Source organism: Pseudomonas sp. JAI111 (assembly GCF_024809425.1).
Classification (GTDB): domain Bacteria; phylum Pseudomonadota; class Gammaproteobacteria; order Pseudomonadales; family Pseudomonadaceae; genus Aquipseudomonas.
Map to the genome: position 1 here is coordinate 166661 of NZ_JANUCB010000009.1, position 22554 is coordinate 189214.

General features: G+C 59.1%; 19 protein-coding genes. 10 read left to right on the forward strand and 9 right to left on the reverse strand.

The features are described 5' to 3' along the window. Window positions 1-47 precede the first annotated feature (47 nt). A complete protein-coding gene (locus tag HNR03_RS24830) occupies window positions 48-1049 on the forward strand; it encodes a glutathione S-transferase family protein (RefSeq protein WP_259156425.1) in 1002 nt (333 codons plus the stop codon). A 129-nt stretch (window positions 1050-1178) separates the two neighbouring features. Here the strand turns inward: HNR03_RS24830 and cysG are convergent, their stop codons facing one another. The 6 genes from cysG to HNR03_RS24860 all read right to left on the reverse strand — a co-directional run bounded on the left by cysG (window position 1179) and on the right by HNR03_RS24860 (window position 8694). Further along, entirely contained in the window at window positions 1179-2573 is a 1395-nt protein-coding gene (gene cysG, locus HNR03_RS24835) for a siroheme synthase CysG (RefSeq protein ID WP_259156426.1), read from the reverse strand. Continuing rightward, entirely contained in the window at window positions 2574-3854 is a 1281-nt protein-coding gene (gene serS, locus HNR03_RS24840) for a serine--tRNA ligase (RefSeq protein WP_259156427.1), read from the reverse strand. A gap of 16 nt (window positions 3855-3870) precedes the next feature. Continuing rightward, window positions 3871-4245, reverse strand: coding sequence for a fluoride efflux transporter CrcB (crcB, locus tag HNR03_RS24845; protein ID WP_090185602.1), 375 nt, complete (start codon window positions 4243-4245; stop codon window positions 3871-3873). Then, a complete protein-coding gene (locus tag HNR03_RS24850; protein ID WP_259156429.1) occupies window positions 4245-5567 on the reverse strand; it encodes a replication-associated recombination protein A in 1323 nt (440 codons plus the stop codon). The genes crcB and HNR03_RS24850 overlap by 1 nt, the downstream gene beginning before the upstream one ends. A gap of 33 nt (window positions 5568-5600) precedes the next feature. Beyond that, window positions 5601-6224, reverse strand: a complete 624-nt coding sequence (gene lolA, locus HNR03_RS24855) for an outer membrane lipoprotein chaperone LolA (protein WP_054053642.1) — start codon at window positions 6222-6224, stop codon at window positions 5601-5603. A 64-nt stretch (window positions 6225-6288) separates the two neighbouring features. After that, a complete protein-coding gene (locus HNR03_RS24860; RefSeq protein ID WP_208669027.1) occupies window positions 6289-8694 on the reverse strand; it encodes a DNA translocase FtsK in 2406 nt (801 codons plus the stop codon). Window positions 8695-9002: 308 nt separating this feature from the next. On the opposite strand from HNR03_RS24860, the gene trxB reads away from it, so the two are divergent. The 4 genes from trxB (at window position 9003) to infA (ending at window position 11791) form a co-directional block, all read left to right on the forward strand. Then, window positions 9003-9962, forward strand: a complete 960-nt coding sequence (gene trxB / locus HNR03_RS24865; protein ID WP_222587608.1) for a thioredoxin-disulfide reductase — start codon at window positions 9003-9005, stop codon at window positions 9960-9962. Window positions 9963-10026: 64 nt separating this feature from the next. Continuing rightward, complete coding sequence (gene aat, locus HNR03_RS24870) at window positions 10027-10707, forward strand: leucyl/phenylalanyl-tRNA--protein transferase (protein ID WP_259156433.1); 681 nt, start codon at window positions 10027-10029, stop codon at window positions 10705-10707. A 57-nt stretch (window positions 10708-10764) separates the two neighbouring features. Further along, window positions 10765-11472 (forward strand): arginyltransferase, encoded by a 708-nt coding sequence (locus tag HNR03_RS24875; RefSeq protein ID WP_222587609.1) that lies wholly within the window; start codon window positions 10765-10767, stop codon window positions 11470-11472. Between the two features lie 100 nt (window positions 11473-11572). Beyond that, entirely contained in the window at window positions 11573-11791 is a 219-nt protein-coding gene (gene infA / locus HNR03_RS24880; RefSeq protein ID WP_002553999.1) for a translation initiation factor IF-1, read from the forward strand. Between the two features lie 933 nt (window positions 11792-12724). On the opposite strand, the gene clpA is transcribed toward infA, so the two are convergent. Together clpA and clpS are read right to left on the reverse strand one after the other, a co-directional pair. After that, the gene (gene clpA / locus HNR03_RS24885; protein ID WP_090185618.1) at window positions 12725-14995 is read right to left on the reverse strand and encodes an ATP-dependent Clp protease ATP-binding subunit ClpA; all 2271 of its coding nucleotides are present in this window, start codon (window positions 14993-14995) and stop codon (window positions 12725-12727) included. Between the two features lie 30 nt (window positions 14996-15025). Continuing rightward, entirely contained in the window at window positions 15026-15409 is a 384-nt protein-coding gene (gene clpS / locus HNR03_RS24890) for an ATP-dependent Clp protease adapter ClpS (protein WP_090185621.1), read from the reverse strand. A 225-nt stretch (window positions 15410-15634) separates the two neighbouring features. On the opposite strand from clpS, the gene HNR03_RS24895 reads away from it, so the two are divergent. Further along, window positions 15635-15916 (forward strand): cold shock domain-containing protein, encoded by a 282-nt coding sequence (locus HNR03_RS24895; RefSeq protein WP_259156437.1) that lies wholly within the window; start codon window positions 15635-15637, stop codon window positions 15914-15916. A 62-nt stretch (window positions 15917-15978) separates the two neighbouring features. Here the strand turns inward: HNR03_RS24895 and icd are convergent, their stop codons facing one another. Beyond that, window positions 15979-17235: an NADP-dependent isocitrate dehydrogenase gene (icd, locus tag HNR03_RS24900; protein WP_010458895.1), complete on the reverse strand. Its 1257-nt coding sequence runs from the start codon at window positions 17233-17235 to the stop codon at window positions 15979-15981. Between the two features lie 509 nt (window positions 17236-17744). On the opposite strand from icd, the gene HNR03_RS24905 reads away from it, so the two are divergent. The 4 genes from HNR03_RS24905 to hflD all read left to right on the forward strand — a co-directional run bounded on the left by HNR03_RS24905 (window position 17745) and on the right by hflD (window position 22431). Further along, window positions 17745-19970: an NADP-dependent isocitrate dehydrogenase gene (locus HNR03_RS24905; RefSeq protein WP_259156438.1), complete on the forward strand. Its 2226-nt coding sequence runs from the start codon at window positions 17745-17747 to the stop codon at window positions 19968-19970. Between the two features lie 210 nt (window positions 19971-20180). Then, the gene (locus HNR03_RS24910; protein WP_259156439.1) at window positions 20181-20627 is read left to right on the forward strand and encodes an NUDIX hydrolase; all 447 of its coding nucleotides are present in this window, start codon (window positions 20181-20183) and stop codon (window positions 20625-20627) included. Between the two features lie 59 nt (window positions 20628-20686). Next, entirely contained in the window at window positions 20687-21811 is a 1125-nt protein-coding gene (gene mnmA, locus HNR03_RS24915; RefSeq protein ID WP_259156440.1) for a tRNA 2-thiouridine(34) synthase MnmA, read from the forward strand. Then, the gene (hflD, locus tag HNR03_RS24920; RefSeq protein ID WP_090185634.1) at window positions 21808-22431 is read left to right on the forward strand and encodes a high frequency lysogenization protein HflD; all 624 of its coding nucleotides are present in this window, start codon (window positions 21808-21810) and stop codon (window positions 22429-22431) included. The genes mnmA and hflD overlap by 4 nt, the downstream gene beginning before the upstream one ends. Window positions 22432-22554 lie beyond the last annotated feature (123 nt).

A 22554-nucleotide genomic window follows, 5' to 3' on the forward strand; every position in this document is an offset into this window, starting at 1 on the left:
TCCGAATAGACTCCTCTCCAACGCTTATCGGTTAAGGAGTCTTGAATATGGGTTTGTTAGTTGAAGGTCGCTGGCATGACCAGTGGTACGAAAGCAGCAAGGACGGCGCGTTCCAGCGTGAACAGGCGCAACGCCGCAACTGGCTGACCGCCGACGGCAAACCCGGCCCGACCGGTGTCGGTGGCTTTGCCGCCGAGGCTGGGCGCTATCACCTTTATGTGTCCCTCGCCTGTCCCTGGGCGCATCGCACGCTGATCCTGCGCAAACTCAAAGGCCTTGAAAACCTGATCGACGTGTCGGTGGTCAGTTGGCTGATGCTGGAAAACGGCTGGACCTTCGATCAGAACCTCGGCTCAACCGGCGACAAACTCGATCATTTCGAATTCATGCATCAGCGTTACACCGCCGATACCGCCGACTACACCGGCCGTGTCACCGTACCGGTGCTGTGGGACAAGCAGCAAAACCGCATCGTCAACAATGAATCGGCGGAAATCATCCGCATGTTCAATGGCGCCTTCGATGAACTGACCGGCAATGACCTGGATTTCTATCCGGCGCCTCTGCGCGGTGAGATCGATGCGCTGAACGAGCGGATTTATCCGGCCGTGAACAATGGCGTCTACCGCGCAGGGTTTGCCACCTCTCAGGGTGCTTATGAAGAAGCCTTTGATGATGTGTTCGCCGAGCTGGATCGGCTCGAACTGCTGTTGAGCGAGAACCGTTATCTCGTCGGCGAATACCTGACGGAAGCCGACATCCGGTTGTTCTCCACGCTGATTCGTTTTGATGCGGTGTACCACGGGCACTTCAAGTGCAATCTGCGGCGGATTGCCGATTATCCGAATCTGTCGAACTGGCTGCGGGAGATGTATCAGTGGCCGGGGATTGCCGAGACGGTGGATTTCCAGCACATCAAGAATCACTACTACGGCAGCCACAAGACCATTAACCCGACGGGTGTCGTGCCCAAGGGACCGGCGCAGGATTTCACCGCGCCCCATGATCGGGAACGGTTGAGCGGGAAAGGGGTTTGGCGTAAAGCCTGAAACTGATGATCGTTCCCACGCTCCGCGTGGGAATGCATCCCGTGACGCTCTGCGTCACATCCGAAGCGGAACGCGGAGCGTCCCTGGCGGCATTCCCACGCAGAGCGTGGGAACGATCAGTTACGGGGGTCAGACCTGCGCCTGAGCCCCTTCGAACCACGCCAGCTTCTCGCGCAGTTGCACCACTTCCCCAACGATCACCAAGGTCGGCGCATGCACTTCGTGCTCCGCCACCAGCCGTGGAAGATCGGCCAGGGTGCCGGTAAACACTCGCTGGTTGACCGTGGTGCCCTGCTGGATCAACGCCGCCGGGGTATCGGCTGCGCGACCATGCTTGATTAACTGCTCGCAAATGATCGGCAAGCCCACCAACCCCATGTAAAACACCAGGGTTTGTGCCGGTGCGACCAGGTCGCCCCACGGCAAATCGGTAGAGCCATCCTTGAGGTGCCCGGTGACAAACCGCACTGACTGCGCGTAATCACGGTGCGTCAGCGGAATCCCGGCATACGCCGCGCAACCGCTGGCCGCCGTGATACCCGGTACGACCTGGAACGGGATGCCGTGGGCCGCCAGTTCTTCGATCTCTTCACCGCCGCGTCCGAAGATGAACGGATCACCGCCCTTCAGTCGCACCACGCGCTTGCCTTGCTTGGCCAGATCGACCAATTGCTGGTTGATCTGATCCTGAGGCACAGCGTGATCGGAGCGGCGCTTGCCAACATAAACCCGCTCGGCATCACGACGACACAAATCGAGGATGGCCGGTGCAACCAGACGGTCATACAGCACCACATCGGCTTGCTGCATCAGGCGCAAGGCCCGGAAGGTCAGCAGATCAGGATCTCCCGGCCCCGCGCCCACCAAATACACTTCACCGGTAGCGACAGGCGCTTCACCGCTGATTTTCGCCAGCATCAGGCGCTCGGCTTCGGCACCCTGCCCGGCCAGTTGTCGGTCGGCAATCGGGCCCTGGAACACATCTTCCCAGAACGCCCGACGCTGCTGCACATCCGGAAACAAGCCTTTGACCTGAGTGCGAAAACGCGCCGCCAGGCCGGCCAGTTGACCGTAGGTGGACGGTATCCAGGTTTCCAGCTTGGCGCGGATCAACCGCGCCAGCACCGGTGCGTCACCGCCACTGGACACCGCAATGATCAATGGGGATCGGTCGACGATCGCCGGGAAGATCACGCTGCACAAGGCAGGCGCATCCACCACGTTGACCGGCACGCAACGCCGATGGGCATCGGCGGAGACTTGCGCGTTGAGCGGCTCGTCGTCGGTGGCGGCAATGATCAGCCCGCAACCGTCAAGGTCCGACTCGACGTAACCCCGTACCAGGCACTCGCCACCGCTGCCGACCACCAGCTCGCGCAGTTGCGGTTCGATTTCAGGTGCAACTACCCGCAGCAGCGCACCGGCTTCGGCCAGCAGGCGGGATTTGCGCAAGGCAATTTCCCCCCCGCCGACGACCAACACACGACTGCCGCGAAGGTTGTGAAACAGCGGCAGATAGTCCATTTAGCCGATGACCTCGAGGCCACCCATGTACGGCTTCAGCACGTCCGGTACACGGATCGAACCGTCGGCCTGCTGGTAGTTTTCCAGCACCGCCACCAGAGTACGACCGACCGCCAGGCCGGAACCGTTGAGGGTGTGAACCAGCTCAGGCTTGCCGGTTTCCGGGTTGCGGAAACGCGCTTGCATACGACGGGCCTGGAAGTCGCCGCAGTTGGAGCACGACGAAATTTCACGGTACTTGTCCTGGCTCGGGATCCACACTTCCAGGTCGTAGGTCTTGACCGCGCTGAAGCCCATGTCGCCGGTGCACAAGGCAATCGTGCGATACGGCAGTTGCAGCAGTTGCAGGACTTTCTCGGCGTTGGCGGTCAGGCCTTCCAGCGCGTCCATCGACGTCGACGGCTCAACGATCTGGACCATTTCGACCTTGTCGAACTGGTGTTGACGGATCATGCCGCGCGTATCGCGACCCGACGCACCGGCCTCACTACGGAAGCACGGCGTGTGAGCCACGAACTTGATCGGCAGCAGTTTCGAATCAACGATCTCGCCGGCGACGATGTTGGTCAGCGACACTTCCGCGGTCGGGATCAGGTACAGATCGGCTTCGCCTTCGCGGCTGATCTTGAACAGGTCTTCTTCGAATTTCGGCAGCTGGCCGGTGCCTTGCAGCGCAGGCGCCTGGACCAGATACGGCGTGTAAGCCTCTTCGTAACCGTGTTCGCTGGTGTGCAGGTTGATCATGAACTGCGCCAGAGCGCGGTGCATGCGAGCAATCGGACCGCGCAACAGAGCGAAACGGGCACCGGACAGCTTGGCGGCGGTTTCGAAATCCAGCCAGCCGAACTTCTCGCCCAGCGCAACGTGGTCCAGGACCGGGAAGTCGAACGCCGTCGGGGTGCCCCAGCGACGGACTTCAACGTTGCCATCTTCATCGGCGCCAATCGGCACGGATTCGTGTGGCAGGTTCGGGATACCCAGCAGGATCGAATCCAGCTCGGTCTGGATCGCGTCCAGCTCGACTTTACCGATGCTCAACTCGCTTGCCATGCGTTCCACAGCAGCCATCAAGGGCGCGATATCTTCGCCGCGCTGTTTGGCCTGGCCGATGGATTTGGAACGCGCATTACGCTCAGCCTGCAGTGCTTCGGTACGGGTCTGGACGGTCTTGCGCTGTTCTTCCAGCGCTTCGATGCGCGCCACATCCAGCGTGTAGCCACGGGATGCCAGGCGGTCCGCTACGTCCTGAAGGTTGCTACGTAACAGTTTGGAATCGAGCATGTCGGTTTCTCGTTTATCAAAGTTTGGTCAAGGACAGGCCGGCCCAGGTGGCGAGCAGACCGCCGAATACGCTGATCGCAGCATAGCCCAGGGCCAGCGGCACCTGCCCGCTTTCAAGCAGGCGCACCGTATCCAGTGAAAAGGATGAAAAAGTCGTCAGCCCCCCGAGGAAGCCGACAATGAGCCCGGCACGCACCTCGAAAGGCACCTCCGGACGAATCAAAAACAGACCGTATAGAACGCCGATCAGCAGACAGCCCACGATATTAACGGCGAGCGTCGCGGTATAGAAGTGTCGCGGCCAATTTGCGTTGACCCAATTGCCGGTGGCAAAGCGCAACAATGTGCCGGCAACACCGCCGATGGAGACCGCTATAACCAGAGGGATCACTATTTTCTCCGCTGCCGGGGGCTTAGACGGTCCAGGTGTGCAAGGTGGTTGAGCTTCTCGCCGATCTTCAGCTCCAGGCCGCGCGGCACCGGTTGATAGAACGGTTGTGGCTCGAGTTCTTCCGGGAAATAGTCTTCGCCCGCGGCGTACGCGTCTGGCTCATCGTGGGCATAACGGTATTCATCGCCATAACCCAATTGCTTCATCAGCTTGGTCGGCGCGTTGCGCAGGTGCAGCGGCACTTCGAGCGAGCCGTGTTCGGTGGCGCTGCGCATCGCGGCTTTGAAGCCCATGTACACCGCGTTGCTTTTCGGCGCGCACGCCAGATAAGTGATGGCCTGAGCCACTGCCAACTCGCCTTCAGGACTGCCGAGGCGCTCCTGCACTTCCCACGCTGCCAGGCACAGGCTCAGGGCACGCGGGTCGGCATTGCCGATGTCTTCGCTGGCCATGCGCACCACGCGCCGGGCCAGGTACAACGGATCGCAACCACCATCGATCATCCGAGCGAACCAGTACAACGCGCCATCTGGATTGGAGCCGCGTACCGATTTATGCAGCGCCGATATCTGGTCGTAGAACGCCTCGCCGCCCTTATCGAAACGGCGCCGGGTATCGCCGAGCAGGCTTTGCAGCAGGTCGATGCCGATCTCGCTGTTGTCTTCCGCCAGGTCCGAGGCGTTTTCCAGCAGGTTGAGCAAACGGCGGCCATCGCCATCGGCGGCGGACAGCAGCATCTGAAAGCCTTCATCGCTGAGGGTCAGTTGCCGCTTGCCCAGGCCACGCTCTTCGGTCAGCGCGCGATGCACCAATTTGCGCAAAGCCGCTTCGTCGAGGCTTTTGAGCACATAGACACGCGCCCGTGAGAGCAAGGCGTTATTGAGTTCGAACGAGGGGTTTTCAGTGGTCGCGCCGATGAAAATCAGCGTGCCGTCTTCAACGTAGGGCAGAAACGCATCCTGCTGCGATTTGTTGAAGCGATGCACTTCATCGACGAACAGGATGGTCCGCTTGCCGTATTGCCCGGCCTGCTGCTTGGCGATTTCCACCGCCTGACGGATCTCTTTCACGCCAGCCAGCACCGCCGAGACCGTTTCGAAGTGCGCATCCGAGACTTCCGCCAACAACCGCGCCAGGGTGGTCTTGCCCACACCCGGTGGTCCCCAGAAAATCATCGAGTGCAGGGCACCCTGCTCCAGGGCTTCGCGCAAAGGCTTGCCGCGAGCGAGCAGGTGTTCCTGACCGACGTACTCGTCCAGATTGGCCGCACGCAGGCGAGCGGCCAGGGGCTGAGCTATCGGGGCACTGCGAAACAGGTCCATCACTACTTATGAAACCTCACTGGGGACTGCGTTTTATTCCTGGATCACGTCCGCACCCTTGGGGATGTCGAACTTGAACTTGGAAGCCGGGATCGGCTCGTTGGCCTTCACGCCGGTGAACAGGATGTTGGTGCGCTGGCCGACACTGTCGATCAGTTGCATGTCATTGACCAGACCGTTGCGGAACGACAGGCGCAGGCTGTCAAACAGCGTGTCTTTGGTTTTCGGCTTCAAGGTGAAGTCGATCACGCCGCCGGCTTCCTTGGCGCTGATGTCGAAGCTCTGGCTGATCTTGGACACGTCACCCGACAACAACAGAGCTGGAGTCTGGGTCAGGCGCAGGTCGAGGGTCTTGATGGTGACCTGTTCAAGATCCGGGTCCCACAGGGTGACCTTCTTGCCGTCGGAAACCATCGTTTGTTCAGCGGGCGCATTGGTGTGCCAGTAAAACAGCCCGGGACGTTGCAGCGACATGTCACCGGCGGTTTCCTGCAATTGGGTGCCGCTGCCATCGAGGGTCAGTTGCGAAAAGCGTGCAGTCAGGGTCTTGGATGTTTCCAGCAATTGGGTCAGACGCGCCACGTCCTTGTCATCGGCGTGAGCCGAGAGCGTGGTCAAAGCCAGTACCGGCAGCAACAGCATGCGGATAAGACGCATGGGAGTCCTCATAAAATTCGTGGGAGTACGGGCATCGCATGTCGCGATGCCCTTTCAATTCAAATCAGTCGCGTACCGGGCCCGGGGCCAGGACTTCACGCGAACCGTTGGTATTCATGGACGTCACGACCCCGGCCATTTCCATGGCTTCGATCATGCGCGCGGCGCGGTTGTAGCCGATTTTCAGCTTGCGCTGAACTGCAGAGATGGAGGCACGGCGGCTTTCCAGAACGAACTGGACGGCTTCGTCGTACAAGGCATCGGTTTCAGCATCGTCGTCACCGCCACCGCCGCCATTTTCAAAGCCACTGCCGGCCTCTTCGACACCGGCCAGGATCTCGTCGTTGTATTCCGGCGCGCCACGCAGCTTCCAGGCTTCAACCACCCGGTGAACCTCGTCATCGGACACGAACGCGCCGTGAACACGAATCGGCAGGCTGGTGCCCGGCGGCATGTAGAGCATGTCACCGTGACCCAGCAATTGCTCGGCGCCGCCCTGGTCGATGATGGTCCGCGAGTCGATCTTGCTCGACACCTGGAACGCCATGCGCGTCGGGATGTTCGCCTTGATCAGACCGGTGATCACGTCAACCGACGGACGCTGGGTCGCGAGAATCAAGTGGATACCGGCCGCACGGGCCTTCTGGGCAATACGGGCGATCAGTTCTTCAACCTTCTTGCCGACGATCATCATCATGTCGGCGAATTCGTCGACCACTACGACGATGGTTGGCAGCTTGGTCAGCAGCGGTGCTTCGTCGTGAATGCTTTCGCGCTTGTACAACGGATCGGTCAGCGGTGTGCCGGCGTCCTGGGCTTCCTTGACCTTGGCGTTGAAGCCCGACAGGTTTCGCACTCCCATCTTCGCCATCAGTTTGTAGCGACGCTCCATCTCCGCCACGCTCCAGCGCAGGGCGTTGGCCGCATCCTTCATATCGGTGACCACCGGGCACAGCAGGTGCGGAATGCCTTCGTAGATCGACAGTTCAAGCATTTTCGGGTCGATCATGATCAGCTTGGCGTCTTCCGGGCCGGACTTGAACAGGATCGACAGGATCATCGCGTTCACCCCCACCGACTTACCGGAACCGGTCGTACCGGCCACCAGCAAGTGAGGCATTTTCGCCAGGTCGGTGATGACCGGCTTGCCGCCGATGTCGTGACCCAGGGCCAGGGTGACGGGCGATTTGAAGTTGTCGTATTCGGGCGTCGACAGTACTTCGGAGAAGCGCACGATCTGACGATCTTCGTTCGGGATCTCGATACCGACGGTGGTCTTGCCGGGAATCACTTCCACCACCCGCACGCTGGTCACGGCCAGGGAGCGCGCCAGGTCTTTTGCCAGGTTGGAAATGCGGCTGACTTTGACGCCAGCAGCGGGCTGGATTTCGTAACGCGTAATCACCGGGCCCGGGTGAATCGAATCCACCGAGACTTCGACGCCGAATTCCTTGAGCTTGATTTCCAGCAAATGGCCGACGGCCGCCAGGGATTCCGGGGAATAATTGAGTTGTTTCTTTTCTGCTGGGTCGAGGATCGAGATCGGCGGCAAGGTGCCTTCGACGGCGCTGTCGACGAACAGCGGCGCCTGCTTCTCTTTTTCCACACGCTTGCTTGGCGCTGCCGGTTTTGGCGGCGCGGGCGCGATCACAGGCGGCACCTGCTTCTCGCGGTCCGACATGTGTTTGCTCAACGCTTGTTCGCGCTCGATCAGGCGTTCCTTGACCTTGGCCTGCTCGCGTTTGTCGGTGACAGTCGGCGCAACCACGTCATGAACGCGATCGTCGACTTCACGCAACTGCGCAACCAGTTGCTTGCGCTCGACACGGGCGGCCCACCAGCGATTGGCCGCGCCCTGGAACAGCTCCAGCAGGTCGAGGGTAATCTTGCCGGTGACGTCCATCACCTTGAACCATGACAGGTCGGTGAACACGGTCAGGCCGAACAGGAACAGCGCGATGAACAACAACGTGCTGCCCTGAATGTTCAGGGCGTTCCTGGCCAGATCGCCAAGGCTTTCGCCCAACGCACCGCCAGCGCCGGCCGGCAGACCGGTCGCCGCGTGAAAATGGATATGCGCCAGGGCGGCGCCAGACAGAACCAGAAACACCAGGCCAATCAGGCGCCAGGAGAACAGCCAGCCGCTCCACTCCCACGCCTCGTGGCGCTGACGGAAGATCTGATACGCCTTGATCGCCAGCAGCAGCGGGAAAATATAGGCGAAGTAACCCAGCACCATGAACAGGATATCGGCGCTGTAGGAACCGACCGGTCCGCCGAAGTTCTGCACATCCTCGATCTTGCTGTTGTGGCTCCAGCCCGGGTCGTCCTTGCCATACGTCAACAAGGCCATCATCAGGAACAGGCACAGGCCGCCGATGGCGATCAATGCACCTTCCTTGAGCCGGTAGTGCAAATGCTGGCGCCAGAGCGGAACGACTGTCTTGGGTGCTGCGGTGGATTTCTTCAAAACGCTTCTTTTCCTGCGCCCGTGGCGCGTCCATCTGTTGATTGACTATAAAAAACTGCCCAATCCAGGCAGGTAAAAAAGTTAACAGGCGCAACTGAGACTACTTTTAACACTGCGCCCTGGTTTTTTTAAACACGGCACGCACTGCTTATTTTGTTACAAACACCGTTTCAGGCAGGCATTGTACGGGTTTGTTCGCCCGATGCCATGCTTCAAGCCCTTGGATGTAGCATAGCCAAAGGCAGGTTACGCGCGATTCAATTTGAGCATGCATTCTCTTTTGTGACAAAGGCTTATGAGGTGTTTTTATGAGCGAAGCGAAGCATTCCCGCCTGATCATTCTGGGTTCTGGCCCTGCCGGTTACAGCGCAGCCGTTTACGCCGCTCGTGCCAACCTCAAACCCGTTGTCATTACCGGCATACAGGCAGGTGGCCAGCTAACCACTACCGTCGAAGTCGATAACTGGCCCGGCGACGTCGAAGGCCTTACCGGCCCGGTGCTGATGGAACGCATGCAAAAACACGCCGAACGCTTCGACACACAGATCGTTTACGACCACATTCATACCGCCAAGTTGCAGCAGCGCCCCTTCGAGCTGATTGGCGACGGCGGCACCTATACGTGCGACGCCCTGATCATTGCGACCGGCGCTTCAGCGCAATACCTGGGGCTGGCGTCGGAAGAGACCTTTGCCGGCCGTGGCGTTTCAGCTTGTGCCACGTGCGACGGGTTCTTCTATCGCAATCAAGTGGTCGCGGTCGTCGGCGGCGGCAACACCGCGGTCGAAGAAGCCCTGTACCTGTCGAACATCGCCAAGGAAGTCCACCTGATTCACCGGCGCGACAAGTTGCGCTCGGAGAAAATCCTTCAGGACAAGCTTTTCGAAAAGGCCGCCACCGGCAATATCCGCCTGCACTGGAATCAGCATCTTGATGAAATTCTGGGCGATGCCAGCGGCGTGACCGGCGCCCGCCTGCGCGACAGCCACACCGGCGAGACCAGCGAGTTGCCTGTGGCCGGCGTGTTCATCGCCATCGGCCACAAGCCCAATACCGACTTGTTTATCGGCCAACTGCCCATGCGCGACGGCTACCTGCTGGTCAAGGGCGGCAACGAGGGCGATGCCACCGCCACCGAGATTCCCGGCGTCTTTGCCGCAGGCGACGTAGCCGATCACGTGTACCGCCAGGCAGTGACTTCCGCAGGGGCTGGCTGCATGGCCGCACTGGATGCAGAGAAATACCTCGACGACATTCCCGTCGTTTGACGGCAAACTTGACGGCGGGCCCAATGGCCCGCCACCACCCTCCCCTTCTGCAAGCCCGGATACCATGCTGACTTGGTTACAACGCAATACCCTGACCTTTCCGCCGCTGGAAAAAGCCATGCGCGACCCCAACGGTCTGCTGGCCGCAGGCGGCGACCTGTCTGCCGATCGTCTGATTCAGGCGTATCGCCACGGCTGCTTTCCGTGGTTCTCGGAGGGACAGCCGATTCTCTGGTGGTCGCCGGATCCACGCACGGTGCTGTTTCCCGACGAACTGCATGTCTCGCGCAGCCTGAACAAATTGCTGCGCCAGCAACGCTACCAAGTGACCTTTGATCACGATTTCGCCTCGGTCATTGCCGCCTGCGCCGCACCACGCGATTACGCCGACGGCACCTGGATCACCGACGCGATGCAGACCGCCTACCTCGAGTTGCACAGGCGCGGCTACGCGCATTCCGTGGAGGTCTGGGACAATGGCGTATTGGTTGGCGGGCTCTATGGCCTGGCGATGGGTCAGCTGTTTTTCGGCGAGTCCATGTTCAGCCGCGCCGACAATGCCTCGAAATTTGGTTTTGCCACACTGGTGCGACATCTGAAAGACTCAGGTTTTGTGCTGATCGATTGCCAGATGCCGACCGACCATCTGCACAGTCTGGGGGCCAGGGCCATTCCCCGCCGCGAGTTTGCCGGCTACCTTGCGCAGCATCTGGATCAACCCAGCCGTGCCACCTGGGTTTGCTGAGCGACATTTGCGCGCGTGGCTTACACTTAATGCAAAGCTTATCCCCGAGGGTTGATCATGACCGAGTTGGCGCGTTTGAAGTTCTATGCCACTCAGCCCCACTCTTGCAGTTATCTGCCCGAGGAGCAGGCCACCACGCTGTTCCTCGACCCTAGTCAGCCCATGGATGTGCATGTCTACGCAGATCTGTCTGAAATGGGTTTTCGTCGCAGCGGCGATCATCTCTACCGGCCTCATTGCCAGAATTGCAATGCGTGCGTTCCGGCGCGCATCCCCGTGGCGCAATTTACGCCCAACCGTCAGCAGAAACGCATTTTCAAGCGCAACGTCGACCTGCAAGTGCGTCCTGCCAGACCGCAATACAGCGAAGAGTACTTCGACCTCTACCAGCGCTACATCGAACAGCGGCACGCCGACGGCGATATGTATCCGCCGAGCCGTGACCAATTTTCGACCTTCCTGGTGCGTGACCTGCCGTTTTCACGCTTTTACGAGTTTCGCCTCGAAGGCCGGTTAGTGGCGGTAGCTGTCACTGACTTACTGCCAAACGGTTTGTCGGCGGTCTACACCTTCTACGAACCCGAAGAAGAACGCCGCAGCCTGGGGCGCTACGCGATCCTGTGGCAGATTGCCGAGGCCAAACGTCTTGGCCTGGAAGCCGTCTACCTCGGCTACTGGATCAAGAACTGCAAAAAAATGAGCTACAAGACCCAATATCGCCCTATCGAACTGCTGATTAATCAACGTTGGGTCATCCTGAACTAGAACCCCTTGGCTTAAACCCCATTTTTCGGGCACAATGCACGCCGCTTTTGCCTGGCGCAGTTGCACCGGGCCATTCATTGGACACCGAGGGCTTTACTGCATGTCGAAAGAAGACAGCTTCGAAATGGAAGGCACTGTCGTCGACACCCTGCCCAACACCATGTTTCGTGTGGAGTTGGAAAATGGGCACGTCGTAACCGCGCATATCTCCGGCAAGATGCGCAAGAACTACATTCGTATTCTTACCGGTGACAAAGTGCGCGTCGAGCTGACGCCCTATGACTTGAGCAAAGGGCGCATCACTTACCGCGCTCGCTAATCAAGTCAATACAAAACGCCCGGTTTATGCCGGGCGTTTTTGTTTGTCTGCGATTTGGTGGGGTTTGGGGTTTGTGTGTATATCCGTTGCTGCGGTAACGGCTGCTGGCGGTTTCGCTCTTACAGCGAGTCACTTTTGACAAACGCCTCAAAAGTAACCAAAAAGTCTTCGCCCCGACGTACGGCGCCTCGCTGAGGCTCCGCGTACCCTCGCTACGGTGTCCATCAGGGGGCATCGCCTCCGGTCTGCTTCGCGACGACCTCCTCTCGATGTGTGCGGCTGCGCCGCACGGCGCTACGCGCCTAACCCCCTGATGAACACCTACGCTCGGCCTGCCGAAGGGGCGAAAGATCAAAAGCAGATCAAGATCAAAAGCCACAGCCACAGCCACAGCCACAGCCACAGCCACAGCCACAGCCACAGCAGATCAAAAAATTAAAAGATTAAAAGATTAAAAGATCAAAAGATTAAAAGATCGCAGCCTCGTTTCACTCGACAGCTCCTACAGGGGATGGGTGTGCATGTGCTTCTCACCACTCAACAGGATGAGCGTTAGCTCGGCTGCAGCTCTTGATCTTGATCCACGTGCGACATCGGAAGGCTGAGGGGAGGGATTCATCCGGGGTGGGAGCGCAGCGACCGTTCGACGAAGTCGAACACATCGAGAGGAGGTGCAGCGAAGCAAACCGGAGGCGATGCCCCCCGGATGGATCCCGGAGCGAAGGAACCCCGAGCCCCAGCGAGTGGGCCGAACGTAGGAGCAAGCGTTTTTTTGCTTACTTTTTTTAGGCGTTTGTAAAAAAAGTGAGTCGCCGTCAGGGCGAAACCGCCAGCCGCCGTTACCGCACCAACGGATATACACCCAAACCCAAAGCCCCCAACAGCAAAAAGGCGCCCGAAGGCGCCTCTAGCTTTACAACAGATCAACAACCGTCAGGCCATCTCAGCCGTGGTCTCGAAATCGAAGGTCAGCTCGCCATCCTTCAAATCGATATGAACCACACCACCATGGTCAGCCAACTCGCCAAACAGAATCTCCTCAGCCAGCGGACGCTTGATCTTGTCCTGGATCAAACGCGCCATTGGACGAGCGCCCATCGCCGTGTCGTAGCCACTTGCCGCCAGCCAGCCCCGCGCAGCGTCGGTCACTTCCAACTGCACGCGCTTGTCTTCCAACTGCGCCTGAAGCTCGGTAAGGAACTTGTCCACCACACTTTTGATGACCTCATGACTGAGACGACCAAACTGGATAATGGTGTCCAGACGGTTACGGAACTCCGGCGTGAAGCTCTTCTTGATCACTTCCATCGCATCGGACGAGTGGTCCTGATGGGTGAAACCGATCGAAGCGCGAGCCGCTGTTTCGGCACCGGCGTTGGTCGTCATGATGACGATCACGTTACGGAAGTCCGCCTTGCGCCCGTTGTTATCGGTCAGCGTACCGTGGTCCATGACCTGCAGCAGCAGGTTGAAGACTTCCGGATGCGCCTTCTCGATCTCATCGAGCAACAGCACGCAATGAGGCTGCTTGGTGATGGCTTCGGTCAGCAGACCGCCCTGATCGAACCCGACATAGCCTGGAGGTGCACCGATCAGACGCGATACGGTGTGGCGCTCCATGTACTCGGACATGTCGAAGCGAACCAGCTCGATCCCCAAGGCCTTGGCCAGCTGACGCGCCGCTTCGGTTTTACCGACACCGGTCGGCCCTGCGAACAGGAACGAACCGACAGGCTTGTCAGGCGACTTGAGACCGGCGCGGGACAGTTTGATCGCAGTCGACAGCGAGTCGATCGCGGCATCCTGGCCGAATACGGTCAGCTTCAGGTCACGCTCAAGGTTACGCAGCAGCTCTTTGTCGGAGCTGGTGACGTGTTTTGGCGGAATCCGTGCGATTTTCGCAACGATGTCCTCGACCTGAGGCACTTCGATGCGTTTCACGCGCTTCTCGATCGGCTGCAGACGCTGATAGGCGCCCGCCTCGTCGATGACATCGATGGCTTTGTCCGGCATGTGCCGGTCATTGATGTAGCGCGACGCCAGTTCTGCAGCGGCACGCAACGCCTCATCGCTGTATTCGATGTTGTGGTGCGCTTCGAAACGACCTTTCAGGCCACGCAGGATGCCGATGGTGTCTTCCACCGACGGCTCCGACACATCGACCTTCTGGAAGCGCCGAGCCAGGGCCCGGTCCTTCTCGAAGATCCCGCGGAATTCCTGGAACGTGGTCGAACCGATGCAACGGATATCGCCCGACGACAGCAGTGGCTTGAGCAGGTTCGAGGCATCCATGACGCCACCGGACGCAGCACCCGCACCGATAATGGTGTGGATTTCGTCGATGAACAGGATCGCCTGCGGACGTTTTTTCAGCTCATTGAGCAACGCCTTGAAGCGCTTCTCGAAATCACCGCGGTATTTGGTCCCGGCCAGCAGCGCTCCCAGATCGAGGGAATACACCACGCTGTTGGCCAGCAGGTCCGGCACCTGGTTGTCGACAATACGCTTGGCCAGGCCTTCGGCAATCGCGGTCTTACCTACGCCTGCCTCGCCAACCAACAGCGGATTGTTTTTGCGACGACGCGCCAGGATCTGCGCGACACGCTCGACTTCCAGCTCACGGCCGACCAACGGATCGATACGACCCTGGCGCGCGAGTTCGTTGAGGTTGCTGGCATAAGCATCCAGAGGATTGCCTGAAGAAGAAGACTCACCGCCCTCGTCGTCCTGCATATCTTGCTCACCTTCAGAGTGATCGCCATGCCCAGGCACTTTGGAAATGCCATGAGCGATGTAGTTGACGACATCAATGCGCGCAACGCTCTGCTGTTTCAGCAGGAACACTGCCTGACTCTCTTGCTCACTGAAGATTGCGACCAGCACGTTGGCGCCAGTCACTTCGCGTTTGCCCGAGCTCTGTACGTGGAAAACAGCACGCTGCAGGACACGCTGGAAGCCCAGGGTTGGCTGGGTTTCGCGATCCTCGTCATGGATAGGAATCAATGGCGTGGTGGAGTCGATGAACTCCTGCAGATCATGCTTGAGTTTGTCGAGGTTTGCGCCGCAGGCACGCAAAACGGTGGCGGCAGCCTCATTATCCAATAGGGCCAGCAGGAGGTGTTCGACGGTCATGAATTCATGACGCTTCGATCGAGCCTCCTTGAAGGCTAAATTGAGGGTGACTTCGAGCTCGCGGTTTAACATAGCTTCACCTCATACCCAAGTGGTCGGCGATTAACCGTCCTTCTCGATTTCACAGAGTAGCGGATGCTGGCTTTCCCTGGCGTACTGGTTGACCTGCATGGCCTTAGTCTCGGCGATGTCGCGGGTAAACACTCCACATACTGCCCGTCCTTCTGTGTGGACGGCCAGCATGACCTTGGTCGCCAGCTCCCGATTCAGGTTAAAAAACACCTCGAGCACTTCGACGACGAAATCCATCGGTGTGTAGTCATCATTGAACAAAACCACCTTGTACATCGGCGGCGCCTGTAGTGCAGGCTTTGCCTCCTGAACAGCAATGCCTGCGGAATCGTCGTCTTGAGCTCCCGGGTGTTCTTTTTGGAGAGCCGGGCGATCCTGATTGAATGTTAGTCGAATCTGGCTGATTGCATGCATGGAAAGAAAGGTTCGTCAGTTGTTCAAATACAGTGGTGGGGGCGGCCAACGTCGATTTCAACTCCGACTGCCTGGTCACCTTGACTATCGGGAAATCAGTGTTACAACCAATAGAGCCCACAGTGGGTAAAAAAGGTCCGCGGAGTCAATCTTAATTATAGAGACTGACTGCGGATGTACTGGATGATACTCCAGTGATGGAGTCTGTTGCAGAGGGATATGGGTATGCCAGTCGGTAAGGTGAAGTGGTTCAACAATGCCAAGGGATTCGGTTTCATTAACACCGACGCCAGAGAAGGACGCGACGAGGACGGCAAGGACATCGATTTCTTTGCCCACTACTCTGCCATTGAGATGGGCGGCTACAAGACCCTCAAGGCCGGACAAATCGTCAACTTCGATATCGTCCAGGGGCCCAAAGGCTTGCACGCCGTGAAAATCACGGCTGCCATCCCTGCCACCGAAAAAACGACACCTTCCGTTAAACAGGAGTCGGTGTCGAGCTGACGCAACAGATCATCCAGTCATGAAAAAACCGCCCGAAGGCGGTTTTTTTTATAGCGGTTCGCTTACATGTGCGAGATGAGCGCATCACCGAACGCGGACGAAGACAGCAGCTTCGCGCCTTCCATCAAACGGTGGAAGTCATAGGTCACGGTCTTGGCGGAAATCGCGCCGTTGGTGCCCTTGATGATCAGGTCAGCCGCTTCGGTCCAGCCCATGTGGCGCAGCATCATCTCTGCGGACAGGATCAGCGAGCCCGGGTTGACCTGGTCCTTGCCGGCGTATTTAGGCGCGGTACCGTGGGTCGCTTCGAACATCGCAATGGTGTCGGACAGGTTGGCACCCGGCGCGATACCGATACCGCCCACTTCGGCCGCCAGGGCGTCGGAGAGGTAGTCGCCGTTCAGGTTCAGGGTCGCGATCACATCGTACTCGGCCGGGCGCAGCAGGATCTGCTGGAGCATGGCGTCGGCGATGGCGTCCTTGACGATAACGTTCTTGCCGGTTTTCGGGTTCTTGAACTGCATCCACGGACCGCCGTCGAGCAGGGTCGCGCCGAACTCTTCAGCCGCCACTTCGTAGGCCCATTCCTTGAAGGCACCTTCGGTGAACTTCATGATGTTGCCTTTGTGCACGATGGTCAGCGAATCGCGGTCGTTGTCGACCACATATTGCAGAGCCTTGCGCGCCAGGCGCTTGGTGCCTTGCAGGGAAACCGGCTTGATGCCGATACCGCAGTTTTCGTCGAAACGGATCTTGGTGACGCCCATTTCATCTTTCAGGAACTTGATGACCTTGGTCGCTTCCGGCGAACCGGCTTTCCATTCGATACCGGCATAGATGTCTTCCGAGTTCTCGCGGAAGATCGTCATGTCGACATCGCCTGGCTTCTTGACCGGGCTCGGCACGCCTTCGAACCAGCGTACCGGACGCAGGCAGACATACAGGTCGAGCTGCTGACGCAGGGCCACGTTCAGCGAACGGATGCCGCCACCGACCGGGGTGGTCAGAGGGCCCTTGATGGAAACCACGTAATCCTTGACTGCGTCCAGGGTTTCCTGAGGTAGCCAGGTATCCTGATCGTAAACCTGAGTCGCTTTCTCCCCGGCGTAGACTTCCATCCAGGAAATTTTGCGCTCGCCGCCGTAAGCCTTCTTAACAGCAGCATCGACAACCTTGATCATGACCGGGCTGATATCAACGCCAATACCATCGCCTTCGATGAAGGGGATGATCGGGTTGTTAGGAACATTGAGAGAATGGTCCGCGTTGACGGTGATTTTGTCGCCGACTGCTGGAACCTGAATCTTCTTGTATCCCATGCTGAACTCCATTGTTTGGATTGAACATCTGGCTTCGTTCGAGCGTACCCCAGTTAAATCGGCACGCAAACCCTATGTTCCAACCATCTGCCGCAAAGCTGCGCAGTTCGCGACGTACAAGCCTGAAAGCAAAGGGAAAAGCGCCAAACTCAAGCACGGTGCAAGACTCTACGCCCCACGGGTCCCTGCGACCTTTAGACCAATGGACGTGCATCGTTACGTATGAACCATCGGCAGATTGCCAGCTACCTATGTATAATGCCGCCCGCTGACCACAGAGTCACAACGGCCGACCTCTCCTGCAACTGAACAAGTAGCCGAGGCTTGGGGCCTGAAAAAGCAGGGTTGTTACCGCAACCCACCCGCTTGACGCTCGACCGATGCACCCAACATCACCGCAAAGAAACCTCGACATTCGGCTCATGGATGACTTTGAACGAACGCGCTTTACCCGGCGCCCCTCGAGTTTCTGCGCACGCTTTAGCAAAGAAGAGAGAGTTAATCCGAATATGCCCACCCGCTCGAAGATCATCTATACCTTCACCGACGAAGCTCCCGCCCTCGCCACCTATTCACTGTTGCCTATCGTAGAGGCGTTCACCGCCTCGGCTGATATCGCCGTTGAAACCCGCGATATCTCTCTTGCAGGGCGCATCCTGGCCAGCTTCCCCGAGCAATTGGGTGATAAAGCCGTAGCCGACCACCTCGCCGAACTGGGCGACCTGGCCGTTACGCCTGAAGCCAACATCATCAAGTTGCCGAACATCAGCGCTTCGGTTCCGCAGCTGCAAGCCGCGATCAAAGAGCTGCAAGCCCAGGGCTTCGCACTGCCGGACTACCCGGAAACCGTGACCAGCGACGCCGACAAGCTCGCCAAATCCCGTTACGACAAGATCAAGGGCAGCGCCGTAAACCCGGTTCTGCGCGAAGGCAACTCCGATCGTCGTGCGCCACTGTCGGTCAAGAACTACGCTCGCAAGCACCCGCACAAAATGGGCGCCTGGGCCAAAGACTCCAAGTCCCACGTCGCGCACATGAGCACCGGCGATTTCTACGGCAGCGAAAAAGCCGCCCTGATCGACGCCGCTGACGCGGTCAAAATCGAACTGATCGCTCAAGACGGCACCACCACCGTCCTGAAAGAAAAGACCACCGTGCAAGCCGGTGAGATCCTCGATTGCGCCGTCATGAGCAAAAACGCACTGCGCAGCTTCATTGCCGCCGAGATCGAAGACGCCAAACAAAAAGGCGTGCTGCTGTCGGTTCACTTGAAAGCCACCATGATGAAGGTCTCCGACCCGATCATGTTCGGCCAGATCGTTGCCGAGTTCTATAAAGACGCACTGGCCAAGCACGCTGACGTGCTGGCACAGATCGGCTTCAACCTGAACAACGGCATCGGCGACCTGTACGCTCGCATCAAGGCCTTGCCTGCCGAGCAGCAAGCGCAGATCGAAGCGGACATCCAGGCGGTCTACGCCGTTCGTCCGTCGTTGGCCATGGTCAACTCCGACAAAGGCATCACCAACCTGCACGTGCCGAGCGACGTCATCGTCGACGCCTCGATGCCAGCGATGATCCGTGACTCCGGCAAGATGTGGGGCACTGACGGTCAACTGCACGACACCAAGGCCGTGATCCCGGATCGCTGCTACGCCACCATCTACCAGGCGGTGATCGAAGACTGCAAGCTGCACGGCGCTTTCGATCCAACCACCATGGGCAGCGTGCCAAACGTTGGCCTGATGGCGAAAAAAGCCGAAGAGTACGGCTCGCACGACAAGACTTTCCAGATCAAGAGCAACGGCGTGGTTCGGGTTTCCGACAGCGCTGGCCGCACTCTGCTGGAACAGTCGGTTGAAGCCGGCGACATCTTCCGCATGTGCCAGACCAAAGACGCGCCGATTCAGGACTGGGTCAAACTGGCCGTCAACCGTGCTCGCGCAAGCGCAACCCCGGCCATTTTCTGGCTGGACCCGATGCGCGCCCACGACGGCGTAGTGATCGAGAAAGTTCAGGCTTACCTGAAGGATCACGACACTTCGGGCCTGGACATCCGCATCATGTCGCCTGTCGACGCGATGGCCTTCACTCTGGGCCGCACCCGCGAAGGCAAGGACACCATCTCGGTGACCGGCAACGTTCTGCGCGACTACCTGACTGACCTGTTCCCGATCATGGAACTGGGCACCAGCGCCAAGATGCTGTCGATCGTGCCGCTGATGAATGGCGGTGGCCTGTTCGAAACCGGCGCTGGCGGTTCGGCACCGAAGCACGTTCAGCAGCTGCTGGAAGAAAACTTCCTGCGCTGGGATTCCCTGGGCGAGTTCCTGGCCCTGGCCGCCTCCCTCGAGCACCTGGGTGTTACTTACAACAACCCTAAAGCGCTGGTGCTGGCCAAGACCCTGGATCAGGCCACTGGCCAGTTCCTGGACAACAACAAGTCGCCATCGCGCAAAGTCGGCAACATCGACAACCGCGGCAGCCACTTCTACCTGGCGCTGTACTGGGCTCAAGCCCTGGCTGCCCAGACTGAAGACGCTGCTCTGCAAGCCCAGTTCAGCCAACTGGCCAAGACCCTGACCGAGAACGAGGCGACCATCGTTGCCGAGCTCAACGCCGTTCAGGGCAAGCCAGTGGACATCGGCGGTTACTACCACGCCAATGCCGAGCTGATCAGCAAGGCCATGCGCCCAAGCAACACTTTCAACGCCGCGATCGCAGCGCTGGTTTAAGGTTGTAAGGATGCAAAGAAGCCCCGGCCCAGTGCCGGGGTTTCTGTTTCTGCCCCACACTTCAATGTGAACACCGTACAAATGTGGGAGCGGGCTTGCTCGCGAATGCGGTTTATCATTCAACACTTTTATTGACTGACCGACCGCTTTCGCGAGCAAGCCCGCTCCCACAGGGCCCGTGTTTCACTATTCAGAATTTGAGGAAGCTCTATGGATTGGCTACCCCACATCACCGTCGCCACCATCGTTGAAGACAACGGCCGCTTCCTGATGGTCGAAGAAACCAAGCACGGACGAACGGTGCTCAACCAACCCGCCGGCCACCTCGACCCGGACGAAACCCTGATCGACGCCGCCGTGCGTGAAACCCTTGAAGAAACCGGCTGGGACGTGGAACCGACTGGCGTGGTGGGCATTTACCTCTACACCGCCCCAAGCAACGGCGTGACCTACCAGCGCGTCTGCTTTACCGCAAAACCGCTCAAACACCACCCGGACTATCAACTGGACGACGGTATCGTCGGCGCTAAGTGGCTGACGCGTGACGAACTGCTGGCACAGCGCGCAAACTGGCGCAGTGAGCTGATCATCCGCTGTATCGATGATTATCTGGACGGTAAACACTTCAGTCTCGAACTGATCCGCCCTTCTCTTTAGCCTTGCGGGCTTCGGCCTGCTAGAATCGCGTCCTTTTTCAAGACACTCATTGAATCCCTATGCGTGATCCAGCCCCTTCTGACACAAAAAAGAAGCGCGTCATTGTCGGCATGTCCGGCGGCGTGGACTCTTCCGTTTCCGCTCTCCTGCTGATCGAGCAGGGTTATGAGGTGGAAGGCCTGTTCATGAAGAACTGGGAAGAAGACGATGGAACGGAATACTGCACCGCCATGGATGACCTGGCGGACGCCCAGGCCGTGTGCGACAAGATTGGCATCAAGCTGCACACCGCCAACTTCGCCGCCGAGTACTGGGACAACGTCTTCGAGCACTTCCTGGCCGAATACAAGGCCGGGCGCACGCCAAATCCGGACATCCTGTGTAACCGCGAGATCAAGTTCAAGGCGTTCCTCGACTACGCCATGATGCTCGGCGCCGACCTGATTGCCACCGGCCACTACGTGCGCCGCCGTGACATCGATGGCCGCACCGAACTGCTCAAGGGCCTGGACCCGAACAAGGACCAGAGTTACTTCCTGCACGCTGTCGGCGGCGAACAGATCGCCAAGACCCTGTTCCCGGTCGGCGAGCTGGAAAAGCCCGAAGTGCGCGCGATTGCCGAGAAACACGAGCTGGCAACCGCGAAGAAAAAGGACTCCACCGGGATCTGCTTTATCGGCGAACGCCGCTTCAGCGACTTCCTCAAGCAATACCTGCCAGCCCAGCCAGGCGAGATCAAGACCACCGAAGGTGAAGTCATCGGCCGCCACCACGGCTTGATGTATCACACCATCGGCCAGCGTCAGGGCCTGGGCATTGGCGGTTTGAAGGACGCCGGTGACGAGCCGTGGTACGTGCTGATCAAGGACCTGGAACACAACGAGCTGATCGTTGGCCAAGGCAATGACCACCCTTACCTGTTCTCCCGCGCCCTGCTCGCCTCGGACATCTATTGGGTCAACCCGATCGATCTGAGCGAGCCGCGCAAGCTGACCGCCAAGGTCCGTTATCGCCAGAGCGATCAACCTTGCACGCTGGAAAAGACCGCCACCGGTTACCGCGCAACCTTCGATGACCCGCAACGCGCGGTCACCCCGGGCCAGTCGGTGGTGTTCTATGACGGTGAAATCTGCCTCGGCGGTGGCGTGATTGAAATTGCAGAACCCTGGAGCAGCAAGGCATGAGCCCCACTCAGGAGCAACTGACGGCGCTGGGCGGCGTGTTTCTCGCCGCCGTCCTCGTCGACAAGATTGCCAAGACTGGCCAGACCAGCGAAGCCGGCCTGACCTGCATGCTCGGCAGCCTGCTGATTCGTGACCCCAAGGACACCCTCGAAGTGTACGGCGGCGACGATCTCAACCTGCGTGAAGGCTATCGCGCCTTGATCGGCGCCCTGGAACGCGACCCGAGCACCCTGCAGCGCGAGCCGCTGCGCTACGCCCTGGCCATGCTGGGCCTTGAGCGCCAACTGGCCAAGCGCGGCGACATGCTCGACGCGATCGGCAAGCGCCTGCCGCAGATTCAATCCCAGGTCGAGCACTTCGGCCCGGCGCACGAAAACGTGATCGCCGCCTGCGGCGCGCTGTACCAGGACACGCTGAGCACCCTGCGCCAACGGATTCAGGTCCACGGCGACATGCGCAACCTGCAGCAACCGAGCAACGCCTCGAAAATCCGCGCCCTGTTGCTGGCCGGCATTCGTTCGGCGCGCCTGTGGCGGCAGTTGGGCGGTCATCGCTGGCAGTTGGTGATCAGCCGTCGCAAGTTGCTCAAAGAGCTTTACCCGCTGATGCGCAGCAGCTGAACCGCGCCCGCAACACAGCTTCAAATCTGTAACGCGTAATACGCCGGTCAGTTGGCAACGGACCGGCGGATTTTTTCATGTATGATACGCGCCCCATTTCGTTGCCCGACTGTCCGAGAACAC

Coding starts and splice junctions, on each gene's coding strand:
- HNR03_RS24830 (WP_259156425.1), top strand. CDS start 48: ATGGGTTTGTTAGTTGAAGGTCGCTGGCATGACCAGTGGTACGAAAGC.
- cysG (WP_259156426.1), bottom strand. CDS start 2,573: ATGGACTATCTGCCGCTGTTTCACAACCTTCGCGGCAGTCGTGTGTTG.
- serS (WP_259156427.1), bottom strand. CDS start 3,854: ATGCTCGATTCCAAACTGTTACGTAGCAACCTTCAGGACGTAGCGGAC.
- HNR03_RS24850 (WP_259156429.1), bottom strand. CDS start 5,567: ATGGACCTGTTTCGCAGTGCCCCGATAGCTCAGCCCCTGGCCGCTCGC.
- lolA (WP_054053642.1), bottom strand. CDS start 6,224: ATGCGTCTTATCCGCATGCTGTTGCTGCCGGTACTGGCTTTGACCACG.
- trxB (WP_222587608.1), top strand. CDS start 9,003: ATGAGCGAAGCGAAGCATTCCCGCCTGATCATTCTGGGTTCTGGCCCT.
- aat (WP_259156433.1), top strand. CDS start 10,027: ATGCTGACTTGGTTACAACGCAATACCCTGACCTTTCCGCCGCTGGAA.
- HNR03_RS24875 (WP_222587609.1), top strand. CDS start 10,765: ATGACCGAGTTGGCGCGTTTGAAGTTCTATGCCACTCAGCCCCACTCT.
- infA (WP_002553999.1), top strand. CDS start 11,573: ATGTCGAAAGAAGACAGCTTCGAAATGGAAGGCACTGTCGTCGACACC.
- clpA (WP_090185618.1), bottom strand. CDS start 14,995: ATGTTAAACCGCGAGCTCGAAGTCACCCTCAATTTAGCCTTCAAGGAG.
- clpS (WP_090185621.1), bottom strand. CDS start 15,409: ATGCATGCAATCAGCCAGATTCGACTAACATTCAATCAGGATCGCCCG.
- HNR03_RS24895 (WP_259156437.1), top strand. CDS start 15,635: ATGCCAGTCGGTAAGGTGAAGTGGTTCAACAATGCCAAGGGATTCGGT.
- icd (WP_010458895.1), bottom strand. CDS start 17,235: ATGGGATACAAGAAGATTCAGGTTCCAGCAGTCGGCGACAAAATCACC.
- HNR03_RS24905 (WP_259156438.1), top strand. CDS start 17,745: ATGCCCACCCGCTCGAAGATCATCTATACCTTCACCGACGAAGCTCCC.
- HNR03_RS24910 (WP_259156439.1), top strand. CDS start 20,181: ATGGATTGGCTACCCCACATCACCGTCGCCACCATCGTTGAAGACAAC.
- mnmA (WP_259156440.1), top strand. CDS start 20,687: ATGCGTGATCCAGCCCCTTCTGACACAAAAAAGAAGCGCGTCATTGTC.
- hflD (WP_090185634.1), top strand. CDS start 21,808: ATGAGCCCCACTCAGGAGCAACTGACGGCGCTGGGCGGCGTGTTTCTC.